The 20,912-nt window shown below is 74.9% G+C and carries 21 protein-coding genes and 1 riboswitch; of the genes, 7 read left to right on the forward strand and 14 right to left on the reverse strand.

Annotated elements, in window-relative coordinates; all coding sequences use genetic code 11:
- Window positions 1-42 precede the first annotated feature (42 nt).
- Both ACH5AR_RS32895 and ACH5AR_RS32900 read right to left on the reverse strand, forming a co-directional pair.
- Entirely contained in the window at window positions 43-1,683 is a 1,641-nt protein-coding gene (locus ACH5AR_RS32895; RefSeq protein WP_396305189.1) for an amidohydrolase, read from the reverse strand.
- A gap of 31 nt (window positions 1,684-1,714) precedes the next feature.
- Window positions 1,715-2,155, reverse strand: coding sequence for an Lrp/AsnC family transcriptional regulator (locus tag ACH5AR_RS32900; RefSeq protein WP_045694655.1), 441 nt, complete (start codon window positions 2,153-2,155; stop codon window positions 1,715-1,717).
- Window positions 2,156-2,384: 229 nt separating this feature from the next.
- On the opposite strand from ACH5AR_RS32900, the gene ACH5AR_RS32905 reads away from it, so the two are divergent.
- Window positions 2,385-2,906, forward strand: coding sequence for a hypothetical protein (locus ACH5AR_RS32905; RefSeq protein ID WP_396305190.1), 522 nt, complete (start codon window positions 2,385-2,387; stop codon window positions 2,904-2,906).
- Between the two features lie 110 nt (window positions 2,907-3,016).
- On the opposite strand, the gene ACH5AR_RS32910 is transcribed toward ACH5AR_RS32905, so the two are convergent.
- Window positions 3,017-4,180 carry an acyl-CoA dehydrogenase family protein gene (locus ACH5AR_RS32910; RefSeq protein WP_396305191.1) on the reverse strand — a complete coding sequence of 388 codons (1,164 nt, stop codon included), beginning with the start codon at window positions 4,178-4,180 and terminating at the stop codon, window positions 3,017-3,019.
- Between the two features lie 210 nt (window positions 4,181-4,390).
- On the opposite strand from ACH5AR_RS32910, the gene ACH5AR_RS32915 reads away from it, so the two are divergent.
- Window positions 4,391-5,047: a uridine kinase gene (locus ACH5AR_RS32915; protein WP_396305192.1), complete on the forward strand. Its 657-nt coding sequence runs from the start codon at window positions 4,391-4,393 to the stop codon at window positions 5,045-5,047.
- Window positions 5,048-5,436: 389 nt separating this feature from the next.
- Complete coding sequence (locus tag ACH5AR_RS32920; RefSeq protein ID WP_396305210.1) at window positions 5,437-7,491, forward strand: AAA family ATPase; 2,055 nt, start codon at window positions 5,437-5,439, stop codon at window positions 7,489-7,491.
- A gap of 29 nt (window positions 7,492-7,520) precedes the next feature.
- On the opposite strand, the gene ACH5AR_RS32925 is transcribed toward ACH5AR_RS32920, so the two are convergent.
- The 11 genes from ACH5AR_RS32925 to ACH5AR_RS32975 all read right to left on the reverse strand — a co-directional run bounded on the left by ACH5AR_RS32925 (window position 7,521) and on the right by ACH5AR_RS32975 (window position 17,098).
- The gene (locus ACH5AR_RS32925) at window positions 7,521-8,507 is read right to left on the reverse strand and encodes an NAD-dependent epimerase/dehydratase family protein (protein ID WP_396305193.1); all 987 of its coding nucleotides are present in this window, start codon (window positions 8,505-8,507) and stop codon (window positions 7,521-7,523) included.
- A 108-nt stretch (window positions 8,508-8,615) separates the two neighbouring features.
- The gene (locus ACH5AR_RS32930) at window positions 8,616-9,662 is read right to left on the reverse strand and encodes a hemolysin family protein (RefSeq protein ID WP_396305194.1); all 1,047 of its coding nucleotides are present in this window, start codon (window positions 9,660-9,662) and stop codon (window positions 8,616-8,618) included.
- Window positions 9,659-11,002 carry a hemolysin family protein gene (locus ACH5AR_RS32935; protein ID WP_396305195.1) on the reverse strand — a complete coding sequence of 448 codons (1,344 nt, stop codon included), beginning with the start codon at window positions 11,000-11,002 and terminating at the stop codon, window positions 9,659-9,661. Before ACH5AR_RS32935 ends, ACH5AR_RS32930 begins: the two co-directional genes overlap by 4 nt.
- A 225-nt stretch (window positions 11,003-11,227) precedes the next feature.
- Window positions 11,228-11,668, reverse strand: coding sequence for a PH domain-containing protein (locus tag ACH5AR_RS32940; protein ID WP_396305196.1), 441 nt, complete (start codon window positions 11,666-11,668; stop codon window positions 11,228-11,230).
- A 139-nt stretch (window positions 11,669-11,807) separates the two neighbouring features.
- On the reverse strand, window positions 11,808-12,656 hold the full coding sequence (hisG, locus tag ACH5AR_RS32945; protein ID WP_396305197.1) for an ATP phosphoribosyltransferase: 849 nt from the start codon (window positions 12,654-12,656) through the stop codon (window positions 11,808-11,810).
- A gap of 101 nt (window positions 12,657-12,757) precedes the next feature.
- Entirely contained in the window at window positions 12,758-13,030 is a 273-nt protein-coding gene (locus tag ACH5AR_RS32950; protein WP_030242547.1) for a phosphoribosyl-ATP diphosphatase, read from the reverse strand.
- A 99-nt stretch (window positions 13,031-13,129) separates the two neighbouring features.
- Window positions 13,130-13,603, reverse strand: a complete 474-nt coding sequence (gene ribH, locus ACH5AR_RS32955; protein WP_396305198.1) for a 6,7-dimethyl-8-ribityllumazine synthase — start codon at window positions 13,601-13,603, stop codon at window positions 13,130-13,132.
- Between the two features lie 55 nt (window positions 13,604-13,658).
- Window positions 13,659-14,933 carry a bifunctional 3,4-dihydroxy-2-butanone-4-phosphate synthase/GTP cyclohydrolase II gene (locus ACH5AR_RS32960; protein ID WP_396305199.1) on the reverse strand — a complete coding sequence of 425 codons (1,275 nt, stop codon included), beginning with the start codon at window positions 14,931-14,933 and terminating at the stop codon, window positions 13,659-13,661.
- The gene (locus tag ACH5AR_RS32965; RefSeq protein WP_396305200.1) at window positions 14,930-15,577 is read right to left on the reverse strand and encodes a nicotinamide riboside transporter PnuC; all 648 of its coding nucleotides are present in this window, start codon (window positions 15,575-15,577) and stop codon (window positions 14,930-14,932) included. Before ACH5AR_RS32965 ends, ACH5AR_RS32960 begins: the two co-directional genes overlap by 4 nt.
- A complete protein-coding gene (locus ACH5AR_RS32970) occupies window positions 15,574-16,293 on the reverse strand; it encodes a riboflavin synthase (RefSeq protein WP_396305201.1) in 720 nt (239 codons plus the stop codon). The genes ACH5AR_RS32965 and ACH5AR_RS32970 overlap by 4 nt, the downstream gene beginning before the upstream one ends.
- A gap of 224 nt (window positions 16,294-16,517) precedes the next feature.
- Window positions 16,518-16,645, reverse strand: a riboswitch (FMN riboswitch).
- A gap of 138 nt (window positions 16,646-16,783) precedes the next feature.
- Entirely contained in the window at window positions 16,784-17,098 is a 315-nt protein-coding gene (locus tag ACH5AR_RS32975; RefSeq protein WP_396305202.1) for an antibiotic biosynthesis monooxygenase family protein, read from the reverse strand.
- 163 nt (window positions 17,099-17,261) lie between these two features.
- On the opposite strand from ACH5AR_RS32975, the gene ACH5AR_RS32980 reads away from it, so the two are divergent.
- The 4 genes from ACH5AR_RS32980 to ACH5AR_RS32995 all read left to right on the forward strand — a co-directional run bounded on the left by ACH5AR_RS32980 (window position 17,262) and on the right by ACH5AR_RS32995 (window position 20,876).
- On the forward strand, window positions 17,262-17,957 hold the full coding sequence (locus tag ACH5AR_RS32980) for an MSMEG_1061 family FMN-dependent PPOX-type flavoprotein (RefSeq protein WP_396305203.1): 696 nt from the start codon (window positions 17,262-17,264) through the stop codon (window positions 17,955-17,957).
- Between the two features lie 181 nt (window positions 17,958-18,138).
- A complete protein-coding gene (locus tag ACH5AR_RS32985) occupies window positions 18,139-18,561 on the forward strand; it encodes an HIT family protein (RefSeq protein WP_396305204.1) in 423 nt (140 codons plus the stop codon).
- A 146-nt stretch (window positions 18,562-18,707) separates the two neighbouring features.
- Window positions 18,708-19,775 carry a serine hydrolase domain-containing protein gene (locus ACH5AR_RS32990; RefSeq protein ID WP_396305205.1) on the forward strand — a complete coding sequence of 356 codons (1,068 nt, stop codon included), beginning with the start codon at window positions 18,708-18,710 and terminating at the stop codon, window positions 19,773-19,775.
- A gap of 318 nt (window positions 19,776-20,093) precedes the next feature.
- Window positions 20,094-20,876, forward strand: coding sequence for a hypothetical protein (locus tag ACH5AR_RS32995; protein WP_396305206.1), 783 nt, complete (start codon window positions 20,094-20,096; stop codon window positions 20,874-20,876).
- Window positions 20,877-20,912 lie beyond the last annotated feature (36 nt).

The following is a 20,912-nucleotide window of genomic DNA, read 5'->3' on the forward strand; positions in this document are numbered from 1 at the left end:
GGTGATCAATCTAGGGCCGGCCCGCCGGCCGTCGCACGGGGTTTACCGCTGGTACACCGTACGGCCGCGGACCACGGTGCGCAGGCAGGTCGGCAGCGGGTGGCCGGGGGTGAGGTCGGGCAGGCCGGGGGTGCCGGAGCGCGGGTCGGTGGACCAGCCGGCCACCCGGGAGTCCGGGGCCTGGACGACCAGGTCGCCCGCCGCCCAGATCGCGAAGCTGGCGACCGCGCCGGGGACGAGCACGCCGTCCTGGTCCCGGCCGACGGCGCGCCAGCCGCCCCGGGTGTGGGCGGTGAAGGCGGCCCGCACCGAGATCCGGTGCTCCAGGGTCCGGTGGAAGGCCGCCGCGCGGACGGTCCCCCAGGGGTCGAGCGGGGTGACGGGCGCGTCGGAGCCGAAGGCCAGCGGGACGCCGGCCCGCAGCAGCGCGGCGTACGGGTTGAGCCCGGCGGCCCGCTCGGCGCCCAGGCGCTGGACGTACATGCCCTCGGGGCCGCCCCAGGCGGCGTCGAAGGCGGGCTGGACGGAGGCGGTCAGCCCGAGCTCGGCGAAGGCGGCGATGGCCTTGTCGTCGAGGGCCTCGGCGTGCTCGACGCGGTGGCGCAGGGCCTTGACCCGGTCGGCGCCGACCCGGGCGCCGGCCGCCCGGACGCCCTCGACCACGGCGCTGACGGCCGCGTCGCCGATGGCGTGGAAGCCGGCCTGGAGCCCGGCCTCGGTGCAGGCGGCGACGTGGTCGGCGACCTGCTCGGCGCTCAGGTAGGCGGTGCCGGTGTGCGCGGCGTCGGCGTACGGGGCGTGCAGGCAGGCGGTGCGCGAGCCGAGCGCGCCGTCCACGAAGAGGTCGCCGCCGACGCCCGTCGCCGCCAGCCGGCGGGCGGTCTCGATCCCGCCCAACTCGCCCCAGTAGCCGAAGACTTCCGGGCCCTCGCCGTCGGCGGCCAGGGCCAGCAGGGCGGCCAGGTCGGCCTCCGAGGAGATCTCCGGGCCGGCGCACTCGTGCAGGGCGCCGATGCCGAGCTCGGCGGCCCGGGCCAGGGTGGCGCGCTGGGCGCGGCGGCGCTGCTCGGGGGTGAGCCGGGCCAGCGCGGTCCGCCGCACGGCGTGGTGGGCGTCCCTGGTGAGCGGGCCCTGCGGGTCGAAGCCGGGCCTGTCGGCCAGGCCCTCGGTGAGCTCGCGCAGCGCGGTGGTGGCGAGCGCGGAGTGCACGTCGGTGCGGGAGAGGTAGAGCGCGGCGCCGCCGGCGGCGGCGTCCAGCTCGGCGAGCGTCGGCGGGCGGCCCTCGGGCCAGCCGGTCTCGTCCCAGCCGTGGCCGATCAGCACCCCGCCGGGCTCGGTCCGGGCCTGTGCGAAGGCGGTGACGGCGGCCAGCGCCGCGGCCAGTGAGGGGCAGCCGGTGAGGTCGAGGCCGGTGAGCGCCAGGCCGGTGGCGGTGGCGTGCACGTGGGCGTCCACGAAGGCGGGGGTGACCAGGGCGCCGTCCAGCTCGACGACCTCGTCGGCGGTCGCGGCGTAGGCCTCGGCGGCGCCGTCGCTGCCGACCCAGGCAACGTGCCCGCCCTCCACGAGCATCGCGGTGGCGAAGGGGTCGGCGGGGCTGTAGACGGCGCCGCCGCGCAGCAGGACGGTTCGTGGGCCCCTCCTGCCCGCGGACGGGCCAGGAGGGAGGGTGCTTTCGGTCATGCGACCAAGTCTGCACCCCGCCCGGCACCGGTCAGAGCTTCGGGGGTCGTGCCTCGTAGGGGGTGGACAGGACGACGGTGGTGCGGGTGGAGACGCCGGCGGCGCTGCGGATGCGGGCCAGCAGGTCCTCCAGGTCGCCGGGCGCGCCGACGCGGACCTTGAGGATGTAGTTCTCGTCGCCCGCGACGCTGTGGCAGGCCTCGATCTCGGGCAGGCCGGCCAGCCGCTCGGGGGTGTCGTCCGGGGCGCTCGGGTCGAAGGGTTTGACCGAGATGAAGGCGGTCAGCGCCAGGTCGACCGCGTCGGGGTCGATGATCGCGGTGTAGCCGCGGATCACCCCGCGCTGTTCGAGGCGGCGCACCCGCTGGTGCACCGCCGAGGTGGACAGGCCGGTGGCCTTGCCCAGGTCCGTGTAGCTCATCCGCCCGTCCTCGAGGAGCAGCTGGACGATGCGTTGGTCGAGATCCTCCACAGTGCGCAAACCTACCCGGTCGGGAGCACGGGGGGCGCACGCGGTGGCACGGCGAGGGATCCCAGGTGTCGGGCGGGCACATGCCGGATGAATGTGGCATCCGGTGTGGCCAAGGACACACCCGGTGCATCACGGTGCGCGGGACCGCAGGGTTATGAGTCCGGATCACAGGGAAGTGCTGGTTGTGGCCCTGGACGACCACGCCGGGCCCGATCCTAGGGGGATCCTCATGCCTGCTACTGACCAGCGCGTGCTGGGCGCCGACGAGACCGACGATACGACCGGCCGCGAGGACCTCGCGGTCGAAGGCCTGCCGGGCGCCGACCCCGGCGAGGCGGAGAACTGGGACGCCTTCCGGGTCGACTGCCCCGAGTGCCGCCGCCCGATCGCCCTGGTGGCGGACGAGGAGCGGCTGCCGCAGCACGCACTGCTGCCGACCGCCTGGAACCCCTTCTCCCCCGCGATCTGCCCGGGCTCGGGCACGCCGACGGAGGACCTGGCCGAGGTCGAGGCCCCGGAGCACGCCGAGCCGGCCGGGATCGACGCGCTGTTCAAGCTTCCCACCGGGCTGGACTGGCGCACCCAGCCGTTCTCACACGCCGTCGCGCACCGCCCGGTGCGGCTGGCCGCCGTCGCCCCGGCCGAGCCGGTCGTGCCCGCCGTGCCGGCCGTCGCCCGGCTGCGGTCCGCCATCCCGGAGCAGCTGCGCCGCCGCTCGGGGCTCACCTCCCGTACCGCCAAGGCCAGTTGACGGACCGAACGGAACGCCTCCGGCCGTCACTCCGCACCCTGGAGTGACGGCCGGAGGCCGTGTGGGGGGCCGGGTCCGTCCGGCGGACCCTGCCCGGGCGGGGCCGGTCGTCAGGCCTTCGTGAGGTGGCGGCCGATCACCAGGCGCTGGATCTGGTTGGTGCCCTCGACGATCTGCAGCACCTTGGCCTCGCGCATGTAGCGCTCGGCCGGGAAGTCCTGGGTGTAGCCGTAGCCGCCGAGCACCTGGACGGCGTCGGTGGTCACCCGCATCACCGTGTCGGTGCAGAACAGCTTGGCCATCGCCGCCTCCTTGGAGAACGGCCGGCCGGCGTCCCGCAGCCGGGCCGCCGCCAGGTAGAGCGAGCGGCCGGCCTCGATCTGGGTGGCCATGTCGGCGAGCATGAAGGACAGGCCCTGGAAGTCGGCGATCGGGCGGCCGAACTGGCGCCGGGTGCGGGCGTAGTCGACCGCGAGGTCGAGCGCGGCCTGGGCGACGCCGACGGCGCAGGCGGCGATGCCGAGGCGGCCGGAGTCCAGCGCGGCGAGCGCGATCTGGAACCCCTGCCCCTCCTCGCCGATCAACCGCTCGCGGGGCACCCGGGCGCCGTCGAAGTGCAGCTGCGCGGTCGGCGAGGACCACATGCCCATCTTGTGCTCCGGCGGGGCGGCGGACAGGCCCTGCTGGGTGCCGGGTACCAGCAGGCAGCTGATGCCCTTGGGGCCGTCGACGCCGGTGCGCACCAGGGCGCTGTAGAAGTCGGCCTGGCCGCCGTGGGTGATCCAGGCCTTGGTGCCGTTCACCACGTACGCCTCGCCGTCGAGGTCGGCGCGGGTGCGCAGCGCGGCCGCGTCGGAGCCGGACTGCGGCTCGGAGAGGCAGTAGGCGCCGAGCTGCTCGCCGGAGAGCATCGCGGGCAGCCACGTGCCGCGCTGCTCGTCGGTGCCGAAGGTGGCCAGGGCGTGGCAGGACAGGGTGTGCACGCTGACACCGAGGCCGACCGCCAGCCAGCCGGCCGCGAGCTCCTCCAGCACCTGGAGGTACACCTCGTAGGGCTGTGCGCCGCCGCCGTACTCCTCGTCGTACGGGAGGGAGAGCAGGCCGGCCTCGCCGAGGGTGCGGAAGACCTCCCGCGGGAAGCGGCCGGCGGCCTCGTCCTCCGCCGCGCGCGGCCGGAGCTCGCGCTGGACCAGGTCCCTGGTGAGGCTCAGCAGCTCGCGGGCCTCCTCGCTGGGCAGCTGGCGCTCCACGGCTTTCGCGGGGGAGGGGGTCATGGCGGCGGTCGCCTCCTCGATCGGACGCCGGGCCGAGGTGTCGGGCGGTCCGGCGTGGTGCGGCTGGTCGGACCGACCGGCACCGGGTTGCGGTGAACGGCCGTTCACAGTCGTGGCGAAGGCGAGTATGCCCCAATCCCGCGCTGCCGTCACGACCTGCACAGATGAACTGGACGCAGTGGCGGGCTACGGCACCGTAGGGTTGACGTTGTGGCTGCATCCGAACCTTCTCCGCCCCGTTCCCGGCCCGCCGCGGACGGCCGGCTGACCGCGCTCGCCGCGGAGTTGCGCACCCTGGCACCCTCCTGCGGGCCGGTGCGGCTGGTCGCGGTGGACGGGCACGCCGGCTCCGGCAAGACCACCTTCGCCGGGCGGCTGGCGGCGGCGCTCGGCGGCGCCCCGGTGGTCCACCTCGACGACCTGGCCACCCACCGGGAGCCCTTCGGGTGGACGGAACGGCTGCGCGAGCAGGTGCTGGAGCCGCTGGCGGCCGGGCGGGATGCCGAGTACCGGGTGTACGACTGGACGCTGCGCCGCTTCGCGGGCACCGCCCGGGTGCCGAGCGCGCCGGTGGTGCTGGTGGAGGGGGTCGGCGCCGGGCGGCGGGCGGTGCGGCCGTGGCTGGCCCGGGTGGTCTGGATGGAGCTGGACGCCGTCTCGGCCCGGCGGCGCGGACAGGAGCGGGACGGGCCGGAACTGGCCGAGTTCTGGGAGGGCTGGGCCCGGGCCGAATCGGCGCATTTCGCCGCCGATCCGAGCCGCCCCCACGCCGCGACGCGGGTCGACGGAGTGACCGGCCGGATCCTCCCGACCACCGTCGGTGAATCTTCAACCACCGCCTTGACCTGCGACATCGCCAGGACCTAGGTTCTCCTCAGCCGCCGGAACCACTCCTTCCGGCCGCATCGGACCCGGCGCCCCCGGCTTGTTCCCCCGTGAGCCGGGGACGCCGTCCGGTCCGTTTCCGAAACTCGCTCCTCCGGCGTCCGTTTCCCCGCCCGGCCGCTCAACGGCCGCTCGCGCAGTGACATTTGACCCTGTACGGCACCCTTCCGGATCAGCCCCGCGCCGGTACGATTCCTGGCAGGCGCACATGCGCCGCAGGGGGTCGACGACCACCGGCCAGGCTGGGCGCCGGCTACTCGCCGGCCGAGCCCCGGGCCGCACCGCGGGGGGCGTGAGTGACGACGGTGGACAGTTCCGACAGCACGGCGGGCGGGCCGGACCGGCTCGCCGACCGCGCCTGGCAGCGTGCCATGGACGCCTACACGGCCGGTGCGTACACCCGCGCCGAGGAGGAGTTCCGGGCCGCCGTCCGGCTGGACCCGGGCATGGCCGACGCCTGGCTCGGACTGCACGCGCTGCGCAGCGACACCTCGGCCGCACTGCTGGCCATGTACCGCCACCAGAAGCGGTTCGGCGAGCAGCGGCGGCTGCACCGACGCCCGCTCAGTTCCTGGTACTGGCTGGGCTGGTGGGTGCAGCCGGTGCTGGAGGACGCCCGCGACCTCGCACTGGCGCACGCCTCGCACTGGCTGGACGGCCGCCACCTGGCCGAGCTGGACCGGGCGTTGGAGCAGTGCCCGGCCCCCGGCGAGGACCCGTCCGCCCGCTTCCTGTACGCCTGCCGGTCCTACCTGCTCAAGGACTGGGAGCAGCTGATCCGGGACACCGACCGGCTGCTGGACGACCCGCTGCTCGGCATCGAGGCCGGCCTGTTCGCCGGCATGGCCCGGGTGCGCCTCGACATGTGCGCCCAGGCCCAGGCCCCGCTGGCCGCCGCGCTGGCCCGCTGCCGCTCCGAGCAGCCGCAGCGCAAGGAGCTGCGGTACTGGCTGGCCCGGGCCTACGAGGGGGCCGGGCGCAGTGCCGCGGCGCTGCCGCTCTACCGGGCGGTGCACCGGGCGGACCCGGCCTTCATGGACACCGCGGCGCGGCTGGCGGCGATCTCGGCCGAGGACGGCCTCGCGGACGGGCTCACCGACGGCCTCCCGGACGGGCTGTCGGCCGGCGGGCGCCCCGGGGCGGCCGATCCCGCCGCACCGGGCGGGCCCGGCCTGGACCCGGGCTACCCGGACGAGGCCGGGTTCGCCGGACTGCCCGGGTACGGCGGGGAGTTCGGCGACGCGGGCGGGCCGAGCGGCGCGACCGTCTCCGGTGACGGAATGGCCAACAGTGCGGTGGGGACCGGCGCGGACGGCGGGCTGCCCTCGACCGGCGGGGCCCCGGCGGACGCCGGGCTCGTGGACGCCGACCTGGTGGACGCCGACCTGGTGGACGCCGGGCTGGCGGACGGCCCCCCGGTCGGCGGCGCGCTGCTGGACGGCGCGCCGCAGGCCGCCGGGGAGCGCTCCGGCTCCGGCGCGCCGACCGGCCCCGCCGTACCCCCGCCGGCCGCCGCCGGCCGGGCGAAGCCCCGGGCGGCCACCGCGCCGGGGCCCCGCTGCGACGGCGACGAGCGGGAGCTGGACGCGGCCCTGGCCGAGCTCTCGCTGATGGTCGGCCTGGAGCCGGTCAAGCGCCAGGTGCGGGCGCTGTCCGCCCAGTTGAGAATGTCGCGGCTGCGGGCCGAGCAGGGCCTGCCCGTCCAGCCGCCGAAGCGCCACTTCGTCTTCTCCGGCCCCTCGGGCACCGGCAAGACCACCGTGGCCCGGATCCTCGGCCGGGTCTTCCACGCCCTCGGCCTGCTCTCCGGCGACCACCTGGTGGAGGCCCAACGGGCGGACCTGGTCGGCGAGTTCCTCGGCCAGACCGCCGTGAAGGCGAACGAGCTGATCGACTCCGCGCTGGACGGCGTGCTGTTCATCGACGAGGCGTACAGCCTCTCCAACTCCGGCTACACCAAGGGCGACGCGTACGGCGACGAGGCGCTCCAGGTGCTGCTCAAGCGCGCCGAGGACAACCGGGACCGCCTGGTGGTGATCCTGGCCGGCTACCCCGAGGGGATGAACCGGCTGCTCGCCACCAACCCCGGCCTCAACTCCCGCTTCACCACCCGGGTCGACTTCCCCAGCTACCGCCCCGGCGAGCTGACCGCGATCGGCGCCGCGCTGGCCGGCCGGGACGGCGACGGCTGGGACGAGGACGCCGCCGAGGAGCTGGCGAGCATCTGCACCCACGTCGTCCGCGAGGGCTGGATCGACGAGCTGGGCAACGGCCGGTTCATCCGCACCCTGTACGAGAAGTCCTGCGCCTACCGGGACCTGCGGCTGTCGCTGCTGCGCGAGCCGCCGGGCCGGGAGGACCTGGCCACCCTGCGGCTGCCGGACCTGGTCCAGGCGTACGGGGAGCTGATCGACGGCCGCGGCTGAGCCGCCGCGGCCGCCCGCCCCGCAGCGCCTCAGCCCCGCAGCACCTCGGCCTCGCGCTCGGGGTCGAGCCCCGGGGCCGGCCGGTCCTCGCGCCGCGGGGCCCGGCCGCCGATCCCCCGCAGCCAGGCCCAGGTGTCCGCCACCGTCTCCTCGACCGGGCGGCAGCGCAGCCCGTCGGCCACCGCGCGGGCGACCGAGGCGGTGTGCAGGTAGTCGTACAGTTCGCCGGGCGCGGCCCAGACCGGCAGCTCGGTCCACGACGCGATCCCGGCCGCGGCGATCCGCTCCGGATCCGTCCAGCGGAGCTCGGCGTCCGAGCCGGTGGCCCGTACGCAGGCCCGCAGCAGGCTCCCGGTGGTGGCGTGGCCGACCGGGCTGACCACGTTGTACGCGCCGGAGAGCCGGGCGGCGGTGGCGTCCAGCATCCAGCTCGCGAGGTCGCGGGCGTCGATGTACTGCAGCGGCGTGCCCTCCGGGCCCGGGGCGAGCACCGGGCCGCCCCGGGCGATCCGGTTCAGCCACCAGGGCAGCCGGCCGATGTTCTCGTGCGGGCCGAGGACCAGCCCGGCGCGGGCGAGGAGCGCGCTGCCGCCGAACACCGCCTCCAGGGCCAGCTCGGCGCCGCGCTTGGTCTCGGCGTAGCCGACCTCGCCGGCCTCGTCCGGATCGCCGTCGACGACCTCGGCGGACTCGTCGGCGCCGGGTGCCTTCGGCCACGCGTACACCGAGGCGCTGGAGACGTAGGCGTAGTGGCCGACCCGGCCGTCGAGCAGCCGGGCGCTGTCGCGCACCGCCGCCGGGGCCCAGGACCAGGTGTCCACCACCGAGTCCCACTCCCCCGTGGCCAGCGCCGCGAGGCCGCCCCCGGCCGTGCGGTCGCCCCGCAGCACCCGGACGCCCGGGGGCCCGGGCCGGGTGCCGCGGTTGAGGGCCGTCACCTCCCAGCCCCTGGCCAGCGCCTCCTCGGCGACCACCCGTCCGACGAACCCGGTTCCACCCAGCAGCAGAAGTCTCATGCCGACCACCCTCCCCCGGGGGCGGTCGGATGGGAACGGCCCGCTGCTCTCAGCAGAACCGCCGTGGGCGGATCCGGGCCGTCAGGACGGCCGGGCCCATCGGGGCGCTCAGGCGGCGGCGCGGTGGTCCGGGTCGTGCATCTCGCCGACCAGCTCCTCCAGCACGTCCTCCAGCATGACCACGCCGAGCGTGCGCCCGTTCTGGTCCAGCACCGCGGCCAGGTGGCACGCCGCCCTGCGCATCGCGCCGAGCGCGTCGTCCAGCGGGAGGCTGCCGCGCAGCACCGTGATCGGCCGCCACAGGCGGGCCGGGACGGGCGCCGAGGCGTCCTCCACGTCGAGGATGTCCTTGAGGTGGACGTAGCCGAGGTAGCCGTGGCCGGCCGGGTCGCCGTCGGTGACCGGGAAGCGCGAGAAGCCGGTGCGCAGCGCGAGCGCCTCGACCTCGGCGGCGGTCGCCTTGGTGTCCACGGTGACCAGCTGCTCGGGCTTGAGCAGCACCTCGGTGACCGGGCGGCGGCCCAGCTCCAGGGCGTCCTCCAGGCGCTCCTGGCGGCTCTCGTCGAGCAGCCCGGCGTCCCGGGAGTCCGCCAGCAGGTACATCAGCTGCTCGGTGGTGAACACCGACTCGACCTCGTCCTTGGCCTCCACCCGGAACAGCCGCAGGACGCCGTTGGCGAAGGCGTTCAGCACCCGGATCACCGGGGCGAGCCAGCGGGCCAGCCGGTCCAGCGGCGGGCCGAGCCAGAGCGCGGCCCGCTCCGGGCCGGCCATGGCCATGTTCTTCGGCACCATCTCGCCCATCACCATGTGCAGGAAGACCACGACGGCGAGCGAGATGCCGTACGAGAGCGGGTGCATCAGGCCGGACGGGACGCCGACCGCGTGGAACGGGCCCTCCAGCAGGGAGGCGATGGTGGGCTCGGCGAGGGCACCGAGGCCCAGCGAGCAGACGGTGATGCCGAGCTGGGCGGCGGCCAGCATCGCGGAGACGTTGGACAGCGCGTGCAGCACGGTGCGGGCGCGCTTGTGCCCGGCCTCGGCGAGCGGCTCGATCTGGCTGCGCCGCACCGACACCACGGCGAACTCGGCGCCGACGAAGAAGGCGTTGCCGAGCAGGAGCAGCAGCGCGACGGCCAGTTGCAGGGCGGTCATCGGCCTTCCTCCCGGTCCTCGTCGAAGTGCGCGGGCGCGCTGGTGCGCTCCAGCCTGACCTCGGTGGTGCGGTGGCGGTCGACACCCGTCACGGTGAACCGCCAGCCGGGCAGCCCGGTCTGCTCGCCCACCTCGGGGAGCTTGCCGAGCAGGTCGGCGACCAGCCCGGCCAGGGTCTCGTACGGGCCGTCCGGGGCGTTCAGGCCGATCCGCTCCAGCTGGTCGATCCGGGTGCGGCCGTCGGCCTCCCAGACCGGCAGGCCGTCCACCGGGGGCAGCGGGAGCAGTTCCGGGTGGTCCTCGGGGTCGTGCTCGTCCTGCACCTCGCCGACGATCTCCTCGACGATGTCCTCGACGGTGACGACGCCGGCGGTGCCGCCGTACTCGTCGACCACGATGGCCATCGGCTGGAGGCGGCGCAGCCGGTCGAGCAGCCGCTCGGCGGGCAGCGTCTCGGGCACCAGCAGCGGCGCCGAGGACAGCTCGCCGACCCGCACCCGGCCGCGCCGGTCGGCCGGGACGGCCAGGGCGTCCTTGAGCGTGACGATGCCGGTGACCTCGTCCAGGCTGTCGGTGTAGACCGGGAAACGGGACAGGCCGGTGGCCCGGGTGAGGTTGATGACGTCGGAGGCGGTGGCGTCGCGCTGGAGCGCGGCGACGTCGACCCGCGGGGTCATCACGGACTCGGCGGTCAGCTCGCTCAGGGCCAGGGTGCGGACGAACAGCGTCGCCGACTCCTCGTCTATCGCCCCGGCCTTGGCCGAGTGGCGGGCCAGCGAGACCAGCTCGTCCGGGGTGCGGGCGTGCCCGAGCTCCTCCTGCGGCTCGATGCCGAAGGCCCGGACGGTCCGGTCGGCGGAGCCGTTGAGGAAGCTGATCAGCGGGCGGCAGACCAGGGAGAAGGCCATGTGCGGGGCGGCCACCGCGCGGGCCACCTGGAGCGGGCGGGAGATCGCCCAGTTCTTCGGCACCAGCTCGCCGATCACCATCTGGACGACGGTGGCCAGCACCATGCCGACGACCACGGCGACGCCGCGGGCGGCCGAGTCGGGCACGCCGACGCCCGACATCACGGGCGAGAGCAGGGTGGACAGGGCCGGCTCGGCGAGCATGCCGACCACCAGCGAGGTGACGGTGATGCCGAGCTGGGCGCCGGAGAGCTCGAAGGAGAGGTGCCGCAACGCCCCGGCGACGCGGCGGGACTTGGCGTCGCCCGCCCCGGCGGAGCGTTCCACCTCACCGCGCTCGACGGTCACGAAGGCGAACTCCGCGGCCACGAAGAGGCCGTTGGCGAGGATCAGGAGAACGGCCGCGAGCAGCAGCAGCCAGGCGGTGATCACAGTGCCGCCTGCCTTCCGGGGACGGGAAGCGAGGCGGCGCAGGTACTACCGGACGGATCGTCCATCGAGGGGGAGTGTCACTCCTCAGGTCGGGGTACGGGCACTCGATTTCGGGCAGGGCGAACTTTGCCCTGCTTTTACCAGCGTAGACCATACCCGGCCGGAGGTGAGTGGTCCCGTCGACCCCCCGGGGCCGGGAACCCGCAGGCGGGAGCCGGTCCGGGCTCAGGCCGCGGCGTGCTGCTCGACGAGGTCGCGCAGCGCGCGGGCGTCCGCGATCGCCTGGTCCCTGCCGACGCCGGACTGGATGCCGACCGCGGCGAGCGAAGTGCCGTCGGCGAGGTCGAGGGTGGCCCACGGATCGCCCTGGCGGAAGTTGACCCGGACGATCTCGGCCCAGGCCAGCCGGCGGCGGCGGACGAAGTTGACCACCGTCACGCCCTGCTCGTCGGCGCTCACCTTGGGGCGGGCCAGCATCAGCCCGACACCGGCGAACAGGACGCCGCTGGCCGTCATCATGATCCGGTCGTTGAGCTGCCAGTTCTCCGGGAGCAGCACGGCCATCGTGGAGAACAGCACCACCAGCAGCACGCAGACCGGCAGCAGCACGGCGCGGGTGCGGCGCGGCGCCCAGGTGACGGGGAACTGGACGGGTGGCGTGGACACGTGGGGTCTCCGGGGGTGGCTCTGTTGCGGCAGCACGAGGGGCGGGGACACGGTCGTCCCCGCCCCATTGAACCGTTCTTTACTCGCGCGCGGAGCGGCAGGTCACCCGGGCGGGCGAACCTCCGGGCGGCCGGGCGGGTCAGAGGCGGCAGGCGTGGATGTTGGTGACCAGGATCGCCCGGGCGCCGATGCCCCAGAGGTCGTCCATGATCTGCTGGGCCTCCTTGCGGAGCACCATCGACCGCACCGCGACCCATCCCTCGGTGTGCAGCGGCGAGACGGTCGGCGACTCCAGGCCCGGGGTGAGCGCGACGGCCGCGCCGACCTTCTCGGCCCGGATGTCGTAGTCCATCAGCACGTAGCGGCGGGCCACCAGGACGCCCTGGAGGCGGCGCAGGAACTGCTCCACCCGTGCGTCCTCGCCGGCGCCCTTGGGCCGGATCACCACGGCGTCGGAGACCAGGATCGGCTCGCCGAACACCTCCAGGCCGGCGTTGCGCAGGCTGGTGCCGGTCTCCACCACGTCGGCGATCACGTCGGCGACGCCCAGCTGCACCGCGGTCTCGACCGCGCCGTCCAGCTTGGTGACCGTCGCCTTCACACCGTGGTCGGCCAGGTGCTGCTCGACCAGGCCGGTGTACGAGGTGGCGATCCGCAGGCCCTCCAGGCCCTTGACGTCCTCGACCTGCACGCCCTCGGGGCGCGCGAAGCGGAAGGTCGACCCGGCGAAGCCGAGGGCGAGCACCTCCTCGGCGTTGGAGTGCGAGTCCAGCAGCAGGTCGCGGCCGGTGATGCCGACGTCCAGGCGCCCGGAGCCGACGTACACCGCGATGTCGCGCGGGCGGAGGAAGAAGAACTCCACCTCGTTGTTCGGGTCGACGAGGACGAGCTCCTTGGGGTCCTTCCGCTGGCGGTAGCCGGCCTCATGGAGCATCTCCGCCGCGGGACCCGAGAGCGAACCCTTGTTGGGGACGGCGATGCGCAGCATGGGAGGTTGCTTCCTTACCTGTTGGGAGGACGGGGTGCTCGGTGGAGCGGGGTGCCCGGCGGTACTCGGCCGGGCAGATCCGGACGTACTCGGCGGGGTGTCTAGAGGTACTTGTAGACGTCGTCGAGGGTCAGCCCCCGGGCGATCATCATCACCTGGAGGTGGTAGAGGAGCTGGGAGACCTCCTCCGCCGTCTGCTCGTCCGACTGGAACTCGGCGGCCATCCAGACCTCGGCGGCCTCCTCGACGACCTTCTTGCCGATCGCATGGACGCCCTGCTGGACGAGCTGCGCGGTACGGGAGGACGAGGGGTCGCCGGTGGCGGCCTTCTGCTGGAGCTCGGCGAAGAGCTCCTCGAATGTCTTCGAAGCCATGATGGGGCCACCTTACGGCGTGCGGGCGCACGGACGGTAAACGGTCCCGGAGCGTGGACAGTGCGGTGGACCGCCACGCTCCGGGGCGGGCGGGCGCCGTCAGAGTGCGGCGCGCAGCACCGCGGCGGTGGCGACGGCGGCGGTGACGGCCTCGTGGCCCTTGTCCTCGGCGGAGCCCGGCAGGCCCGCCCGGTCGATCGCCTGCTCCTCGTTGTCGCAGGTCAGGACGCCGAAGCCGACCGGGACTCCGGTGTCCACGCTGACCTGGGTCAGGCCGGCGGCGGCCGCCTGGCAGACGTAGTCGAAGTGCGGGGTGCCGCCCCGGATCACCACGCCGAGGGCCACCACGGCGTCGTAGCCGCGCTCGGCGAGCCGCTTGGCGGCGACCGGCAGTTCGAAGGTGCCGGGCACCCGCAGCACCGTCGGTTCGGCGACGCCCAGCTCCTTGAGGGCGCGGTCGGCGCCGTCCAGCAGGCCGTTCATCACCGTGTCGTGCCACTGGGCGGCGACGACGGCGACCCTGAGGTCGGCGGCGCCGTCGATGGTCAGCTCGGGGGCTCCGTGGCCGCTCATGTCGTCTTCCTCCGCTGGTGTCGGGGGTGCGTTCCCGGGGTGGGGCGCACGGGGTTCAGGAGCCGAGACCGGGCAGGTCGTGGCCCATCCGGTCGCGCTTGGTGCGCAGGTAGCGCAGGTTGTGCTCACTCGGCGCGACCTCGACCGCTTCGCGCCCCTTGACCTTGAGCCCGTACTCGGTGAGCGCGGTCAGCTTGCGCGGGTTGTTGGTGAGCAGGGTGAGCGAGCGGACGCCGAGGTCCGCCAGCATCTGGGCCGCGATGCTGTAGTCGCGGGCGTCGGCGGGCAGGCCGAGGTCCAGGTTGGCGTCGACGGTGTCCCGTCCCCGCTCCTGGAGCTCGTACGCGCGCAGCTTGTGGGCCAGGCCGATGCCGCGCCCCTCGTGGCCGCGCAGGTACAGCACCACGCCGCGCCCGGCCTCGACGACCCTCCGCAGCGAGGCCTCCAGCTGCGGGCCGCAGTCGCAGCGCAGCGAGCCGAAGACGTCACCGGTCAGGCACTCGGAGTGGACCCGCACCAGGACGTCCTCGCCCTCCGGCAGCCGGCCCTGCGCGTCCAGGCCGCCGGCCACCAGCGCGAGGTGCTCGACGCCGTCGATGGTGCCCCGGTAGCCGACGGCGGTGAACTCCCCGTGCGCCGTGGGCAGGGCGGTGACGGCCGCGCGGTCGACGTGCAGCTCGGTGCGGCGGCGGTAGGCGATCAGGTCCTCAATGGAGATGATCGCCAGGCCGTGCTCGCGGGCGAAGGCCAGCAGCTCGGGCAGCCGGGCCATGGTGCCGTCGTCGTTGACCACCTCGGCGATCGCGCCGGCCGGCGGCAGCCCGGCGAGCCGGGCCAGGTCGACGGCGGCCTCGGTGTGGCCGGGGCGGACCAGCACGCCGCCCTCGACGGCGCGCAGCGGGAAGACGTGCCCGGGGCGGGTGAGGTCGCCCGGCTCGGTGCCGGGCGAGGAGAGCAGCCGTACGGTGCGGGCGCGGTCGGCGGCGGAGATGCCGGTGTCGACCCCCTCCCGGGCGTCCACCGAGACGGTGTACGCGGTGCCCTTGCGGTCCTCGTTGACCTGGGTCATCGGCGGGAGCTTGAGGCGGTCGAGCTCCTCGCCGGTCATCGGGGCGCAGATCACGCCGGAGCTGTAGCGGATGGTGAAGGCCATCAGCTCGGGGGTCGCGGCGGACGCGGCGAAGACGATGTCGCCCTCGTTCTCGCGGTCCTCGTCGTCGACGACGACCACGGCACGGCCCTGGGCGATGTCGGCGATCGCCCGCTCGACCGGGTCGAGGACGGGCTCCGGGTCCTCGCTCGCGCCGAGGCGGGTCTGGTTCTCGGTCATACCGTGGCTCCCTGCGGGACGGTGGCGGACTTGGCGCGCGACTCACGGGTGCTCAGCCACCAGGAACGCAGCCCGAGCAGCACCAGGACGAAGTAGACGGAGTAGGTGAGGCCGGAGAAGGTGTAGCCGCTGTTGAAGGCGAACGGCACGCCGACCGCGTCCACCGCGATCCAGGCGAACCAGAACTCCACCCAGCCGCGGGCCTGGGCGACCATCGCGGCGAGCGTGCCGACGAAGATGTAGGCGTCCGACCAGGGGCTCCAGGACAGGCTGGGGAAGGACGTGAAGAGCAGCGCCAGGCCGACCGTGCCGACCGCGGTGCCCGCGACCAGCGCGGCCCGCTCGCGCAGACGCGCGAACCGCACGGCGATCGTGCCGCCGTCCCGGCGGCCCCGCCGCCACTGCGCCCAGCCCCAGGAGGCGGTGGCGATGACGATCAGCTGCTTGCCGATCAGGCCGGGGACGTGGCCGCCGAGGTAGGCGGCGATCAGCACCGCGCCGGACAGCAGCTGGACCGGCCAGCTCCACACCGAGCGGCGCCAGCCGAGGGCGAGGCCGCCGAGGCCGAGGACGTTGCCGATCATGTCGGCCCACTTCACGTGTTCGCCGAGGACGGTGAACGCCTCGCCGCTGAGCCAGCTCATGCGGACTCCCCCGGGGTGCCGTCGACCGGCACGGCGGTCGGGGTGGACGGGTCGGCCGGGGTCGGGAGGTTCGGGAGGTTCGGCAGGGTGCGGGACTCCAGGAGGCGCTCGACGTACTTCGCGAGCACGTCCACCTCCAGGTTGACGCTCTCCCCGACGGCCTTGGCACCGAGCGTGGTCAGCGCCAGGGTGGCCGGGATGAGGCTGACGGTGAAGCTGTCCCGGGCGGCCTCCACCACGGTGAGGCTGACGCCGTCGACCGTGATCGAGCCCTTCTCCACCAGGTAGCGGGAGATGGTGTCGGGCAGCGAGAACCGCAGCACCTCCCAGCGCAGGTCGCCCGCCGCGTCGCGCTCGCCGGGCTCCCGGCCCAACAGCCGCCCGGTGGCGTCGACGTGGCCCTGGACGAGGTGGCCGCCCAGCCGGGCACCGAGCGCCATGGCGCGTTCCAGGTTGACCCGGGAGCCGGGCACCAGCTCGCCGAGGCTGGAGCGGTGCAGCGTCTCGGCCATCACGTCGGCACTGAACTCACCGGTGCCGGCGGCCAGTTCCGCCGTACTGTCGACGACGGTCAGGCACACGCCGTTGACCGCGATGGAGTCGCCGTGCCGGGCACCCGTACAGACCACCGGGCCGCGCAGGCGGATCCGCGAGGAGTCGCCGATCTCCTCGATCGACACGACCTCGCCGAGCTCTTCGATGATGCCGGTGAACACCCGGGTTCTCCTCGCGCTTGGGGCGCGGACTCCGGGGCGGCATGGGAGATGACACGGACGGGCACCGGTGCACGGACCGGGAGCACACCCGTCGCCGGGGATGCCGGGGCCGCCGGGAGGTCGCCCGCCCGGCACGGGAGACACCGCTCCCGTCGTTCACCTGACCGGGGCCCGGGAGGCGTCTGCCCTGCCACGGGACCCACGGGTACTGCTCTTCGTCCGCCCGCGCACGCCTCCCATCCGGACTTTAACCGTCGGTCCAGGAATTTCACCTGGTCAACCGCCCGCTGGCTGCGGACGGGTCGCGGACTGTAACCGCCGGTTCGGATTTTCACCGACCCCGGAGTGCGCTGAACGTCACTGCTTGATGCCGTCATTGTGCCACGGTCGGCGCAAGGCCAGGGAGTGCCTCCGGCTGTGGCCTGTTTCACGGCCTTGCGGGGAATGCGCGGCCGGGTGCTACCCGCGCGTTCCCGGGGCCGCGCGCCCCTCAGCGGGCCGCCGGGGCGCTGACCGACGTGAAGTGGGTGACCTCCGGCGGGTGGGCGAGGTACCTCAGCTCGCCCTCCGACCACACCGGCCGGATCCGCCACATCGGCCCCGCGTACCCGCGCAGGGCCTCCTCGTCGCGCCAGCGGCTCAGCACCAGCACCCGGTGCCCGTCCTCGGACACCGAGCGCAGCAGCTCACCGCCGAGGCAGCCCTCGGTCCGCCCGAGCTGCGGGATCACCTGGGCGACCAGATGGGCGCAGAACTCCTCGACGCGACCTGCCAGGACCTGTCCGGCCCAGATTCTGACGATCACGACCACCACCTCCGGCTCTGGCTGGCCCGCGCCCCCGCACTGCTCCCTGGCCCCATTATGAGCGGAAGAGTGCTGGTGGGGAGGGGTGCAGCGAGGATTTCCCGGCGAGCCGGGAGGGGCGCGGGCCACGGGCCCGCCGAGCGGCCTGGGCTACATTCCCGGTATGACGACCACACCGGAATCTGTTGTCCCGTCAACCACCGGACGGGCCCGGCCGGGCAGCCTGTTCGACGCCCTCCGCGCGGGCGCGCTCAGCGACCCCGCCCAGCTGCGCGAGGTCTACGAGCAGCCCGGCGACCAGGCGCGCCGCAAGCAGGTCGACCACCTGCACGAGGTCGCCCGCCGCCTGATCGCCTGCTCCCCGCTGGTCTTCGTGGCCAGCGCGGACGCCGCCGGGCGCTGCGACGTCTCCCCGCGCGGCGGACCGGCCGGCCTGGCCTCGGTGCTCGACGAGCACACCCTGGCCATACCGGACGCCACCGGCAACAAGCGCCTGGACACCCTGCACAACATCCTGGAGACCGGCCGGGTCGGGCTGCTCTTCGTCGTCCCCGGCCGGGACACCACCCTGCGGGTCAACGGGCGGGCCTGCGTCTCCACCGACCCGGAGCTGCTGCGCCGGCTCACCGCCGTCGGCAAGCCGCCGCGCAGCGCGATCGTCGTCGCCGTCGAGGAGGTGTACGGGCACTGCCCGAAGTCCCTCCTGCGCGCCTCGGCCTGGAAGCCGGAGAACTGGCTCGCGAAGGACGCCCAGCCGAGCTCGGCGGAGATCACGCTGTCGCACCTGCGGGACGAGTCGCTGACCGTCGAGATGATCGAGCAGTACGAGCGGGAGGCGCTGCTGTACCGGTACGAGTGAGGCGGGCGGGCGGCGTCGGCCCGGGTACGGGGCTCCGGTGCGGGGCCCGGCGGCCGACGGGCGGGCCGTGCGCCCGGTGCCCGGCCCGCCGTGTATCCGGGCGACGGCCGGACGGGTGAAGCCGGGCCCGCAGGGGGGTCGCGAAGGTGCCGGGACGACGGCCGGTCGCTTGAATGGAGGGATGGACTGCGTCTTCTGCGCGGTGGTGTCGGGCGCGGAACCGGCGCACCGGGTGCTGGACGACGAAGCGGCCGTGGCCTTCCTGGACCGCCGGCCGCTGTTCCCCGGGCACGTGCTGGTCGTGCCGCGCGCCCACCACCCGACGCTCGCCGACCTGCCGCCGGCCGAGGTCGGCCCGTTCTTCCTGCGGGTGCAGCGGGTGGCGGCGGCCGTCGAGCGCGGGTTGGGCGCGGCGGGCAGCTTCGTGGCCGCGAACAACCGGATCAGCCAGTCGGTGCCGCACCTGCACGTCCACGTGGTGCCGCGCAACCCGAAGGACGGGCTGCGCGGGTTCTTCTGGCCGCGCCGGCGGTACCCGGACGAGGCGGGGGCGGCGGAGGTCGCGGCCCGGCTGCGGGCGGCGCTGGAACCGCCGGAGGGCTGAGGGGGCCGTACACCCGGAGGAGCACCGGCGGGGGGCGAAATCCTTTTCCGGGTGGACGATCCGGCTTCTGGGGGGCGCCGAGGGCGTGTCTGACAATTCGCCGCGCACCCGGCGAGAATTGTCAGACACGCCCTAGGCTCACGGACATGAACGAACTCGCCAGGCTCGTGCAGCAGACCGCCGACCGGCTCGCGGGCCGGCACGTCGGGGCGGTGGTCGCCGGACTGGCCGGCGGCGACGCGGAGATCCGCGGCGTCGGGCGGACCGGCCCGGGCGGCGGGACACCGGGGCCGCACACGCTGTTCGACGTGGGCTCCGTCACCAAGGTGTTCACCTCGCTCGTGCTCGCGCGGCTGGCGCTCGACGGCACCGTCCGGCTGGACGAACCGCTCGCCGCCGTGCTCACCCGGGCCTCCGGCGCCCGTGCCGCCGTGCCGGCCAGGGGCCCGCAGCCGATCACCCTGCGACACCTCGCCACCCACACCTCGGGGCTCCCGCGGCTGCCGCGGGGGATGGCGGCGAAGTCGCTGCTGTCGCCCAACCCGCCGGACCCGTACGCGGACTGCACCGCCGAGCGGGTGCTCGACGGGCTCGCGCGGACCCGGCTGCGGGCGGCGCCCGGGCACGGCTTCCGCTACTCCAACCTCGGCGCCGGGCTGCTCGGCCTGGCCCTCGCACAGCGGTCCGGCACCGGGTACGAGGAGCTGGTGGCCCGCGAGGTGTGCGCGCCGCTGGGCCTGGTGGACACCTGCGTGCGGCCGGGCGGGGAGAGGTCCGCACGGCTGGCGCACGGCCACACGGCGGGCGGCCGGCCGGTCCCGCACTGGACGTTCGGGGACCTGCCCGGCATGGGCGGGCTGCGGTCGACCGCCGCCGACCTGGTGGCGTTCCTGCGGGCCCAACTGGCCGCCGAGCGGGAGCCCCGGGCGCCGCTGTCACCCGCGATCGCCCTCACCCGGGAGACCCGCCACCGGGTCAACCCCTCCGCCTGGGCGCACCTGGGCTGGCTCGGGCACCGGCTGCACGCCCAGCAGGGCGGGCACCTCCAGATCTGGCACAACGGGGGGACGGGCGGCTTCCGTTCGTTCGTGGCCTTCGACCCGGAGAAACAGGTGGGCGCGGTGGTGCTGGGCAACACGCGGCGGTCGGTGGATCCGGCGGGCACGGCGCTGCTGCGCGGGCTGCAGAACGGGTGCGCGGCGGCCGCGGGGTGAGGGCCGGCCGCTCTGCCGATCGGCACTGTCGTCGGGCGTGAGGCGTGGTCGATCCCGGGTGTGCGGTCCTCGCCGGGGCCGGTGGAGCGGAAGGAGTTCGGTGGGGCGGTCGCGCCGGCGCCCGGCCCGGCAGGCGGCTGCCTGCTTCGTACCCACCCCCGCGGCGGCGGGCCTCGGCCGGGGCGCGATGATGGTGGGGTCGATTCAGGCCAAAAGGTGCCGATTGGCACTGTTGCCACAGGCGGCGAGCAGTCGATGCTGGGGATTCGACAGGAGCGGTTCCGATCGGGGAGTCCGCCGAGTGAAAGGGGGGCCGACATGGCGGTGACGTGGTCTCCGACGCGGGTGCGGTCCGCCGGTCAGACCGGCCCGGCCGGTCCTCCCGGGCCGCTGGGCCCGGTGGTGCGGGTGCACCGGCGGTTCCGGCAGCTGTCCCGGCCGGCCAGGGTGTGGCTGCACTCCTGCGGGGTGGCCGTCTCCCTGACGGTCTGCCTGGTCCTCGGCGAGTGGTGGCCCGCGCCGGTGCTGGCCGCCGCGGCAGTGGTGGCGGTGAGCGGGTACGAGCGGCTCCGGCCCGCGCCCGGGCCGCGCTCGGTGCGGGTCCACCGGGGCGGCCTCGTGCTGGTCTCGGCGGAGGGCGGTGAGGAGCCGCTGCCCTGGCACGCGATGGAGGCCACCGAGTACGCCCCGGGCGGGCCGCGCGGGCCGCACGAGCACGGGCGAATATGGCCGGCGGGCGCCGACGAGCCGCTGGTGCTGGCACACCTGCGCGGGCTGGGCGCCCTCTTCCGGGAGCTGGAGGAGCGCCTCTCCCCCGGGCTCCGGGCCGCCCTGCACGAGACGCTGCGCACCGAGGGGAGCGTTCGGTTCGGGCGGGGCCGGCTGACGGTGACGTCCGGCGGGCTGGTGCACCGGCCGCCGCACCCGCTCGCCGCGACGGAGGCCTACCGCTGGACGGAGCTGCACTCGGCCCGGGCGTCCGGCCTCGGTGAGCTGGAGATCCGGACGCACTCGGCCGGCCTCCCGCTCACCTTCCCGGTGCCCAACGCCCGCGCGGCCGCAGGCTTCCTGGAGGACCTCCGGACGGCCGCCGCCGGCTGACGGCGCCGGCCCTCGGGCCACCGTCGGGCGGCCCCG

This window comes from Kitasatospora sp. NPDC018619 (assembly GCF_044391605.1).
In the GTDB taxonomy this organism is placed as follows: Bacteria; Actinomycetota; Actinomycetes; order Streptomycetales; family Streptomycetaceae; genus Kitasatospora.

Coding starts and splice junctions, on each gene's coding strand:
- ACH5AR_RS32920 (WP_396305210.1), top strand. CDS start 5,437: ATGGACGCCTACACGGCCGGTGCGTACACCCGCGCCGAGGAGGAGTTC.
- ACH5AR_RS32905 (WP_396305190.1), top strand. CDS start 2,385: ATGCCTGCTACTGACCAGCGCGTGCTGGGCGCCGACGAGACCGACGAT.
- ACH5AR_RS32910 (WP_396305191.1), bottom strand. CDS start 4,180: ATGACCCCCTCCCCCGCGAAAGCCGTGGAGCGCCAGCTGCCCAGCGAG.
- ACH5AR_RS32950 (WP_030242547.1), bottom strand. CDS start 13,030: ATGGCTTCGAAGACATTCGAGGAGCTCTTCGCCGAGCTCCAGCAGAAG.
- ribH (WP_396305198.1), bottom strand. CDS start 13,603: ATGAGCGGCCACGGAGCCCCCGAGCTGACCATCGACGGCGCCGCCGAC.
- ACH5AR_RS32960 (WP_396305199.1), bottom strand. CDS start 14,933: ATGACCGAGAACCAGACCCGCCTCGGCGCGAGCGAGGACCCGGAGCCC.
- ACH5AR_RS32995 (WP_396305206.1), top strand. CDS start 20,094: ATGGCGGTGACGTGGTCTCCGACGCGGGTGCGGTCCGCCGGTCAGACC.
- ACH5AR_RS32965 (WP_396305200.1), bottom strand. CDS start 15,577: ATGAGCTGGCTCAGCGGCGAGGCGTTCACCGTCCTCGGCGAACACGTG.
- ACH5AR_RS32925 (WP_396305193.1), bottom strand. CDS start 8,507: ATGAGACTTCTGCTGCTGGGTGGAACCGGGTTCGTCGGACGGGTGGTC.
- hisG (WP_396305197.1), bottom strand. CDS start 12,656: ATGCTGCGCATCGCCGTCCCCAACAAGGGTTCGCTCTCGGGTCCCGCG.
- ACH5AR_RS32895 (WP_396305189.1), bottom strand. CDS start 1,683: ATGACCGAAAGCACCCTCCCTCCTGGCCCGTCCGCGGGCAGGAGGGGC.
- ACH5AR_RS32930 (WP_396305194.1), bottom strand. CDS start 9,662: ATGACCGCCCTGCAACTGGCCGTCGCGCTGCTGCTCCTGCTCGGCAAC.
- ACH5AR_RS32990 (WP_396305205.1), top strand. CDS start 18,708: ATGAACGAACTCGCCAGGCTCGTGCAGCAGACCGCCGACCGGCTCGCG.
- ACH5AR_RS32980 (WP_396305203.1), top strand. CDS start 17,262: ATGACGACCACACCGGAATCTGTTGTCCCGTCAACCACCGGACGGGCC.
- ACH5AR_RS32985 (WP_396305204.1), top strand. CDS start 18,139: ATGGACTGCGTCTTCTGCGCGGTGGTGTCGGGCGCGGAACCGGCGCAC.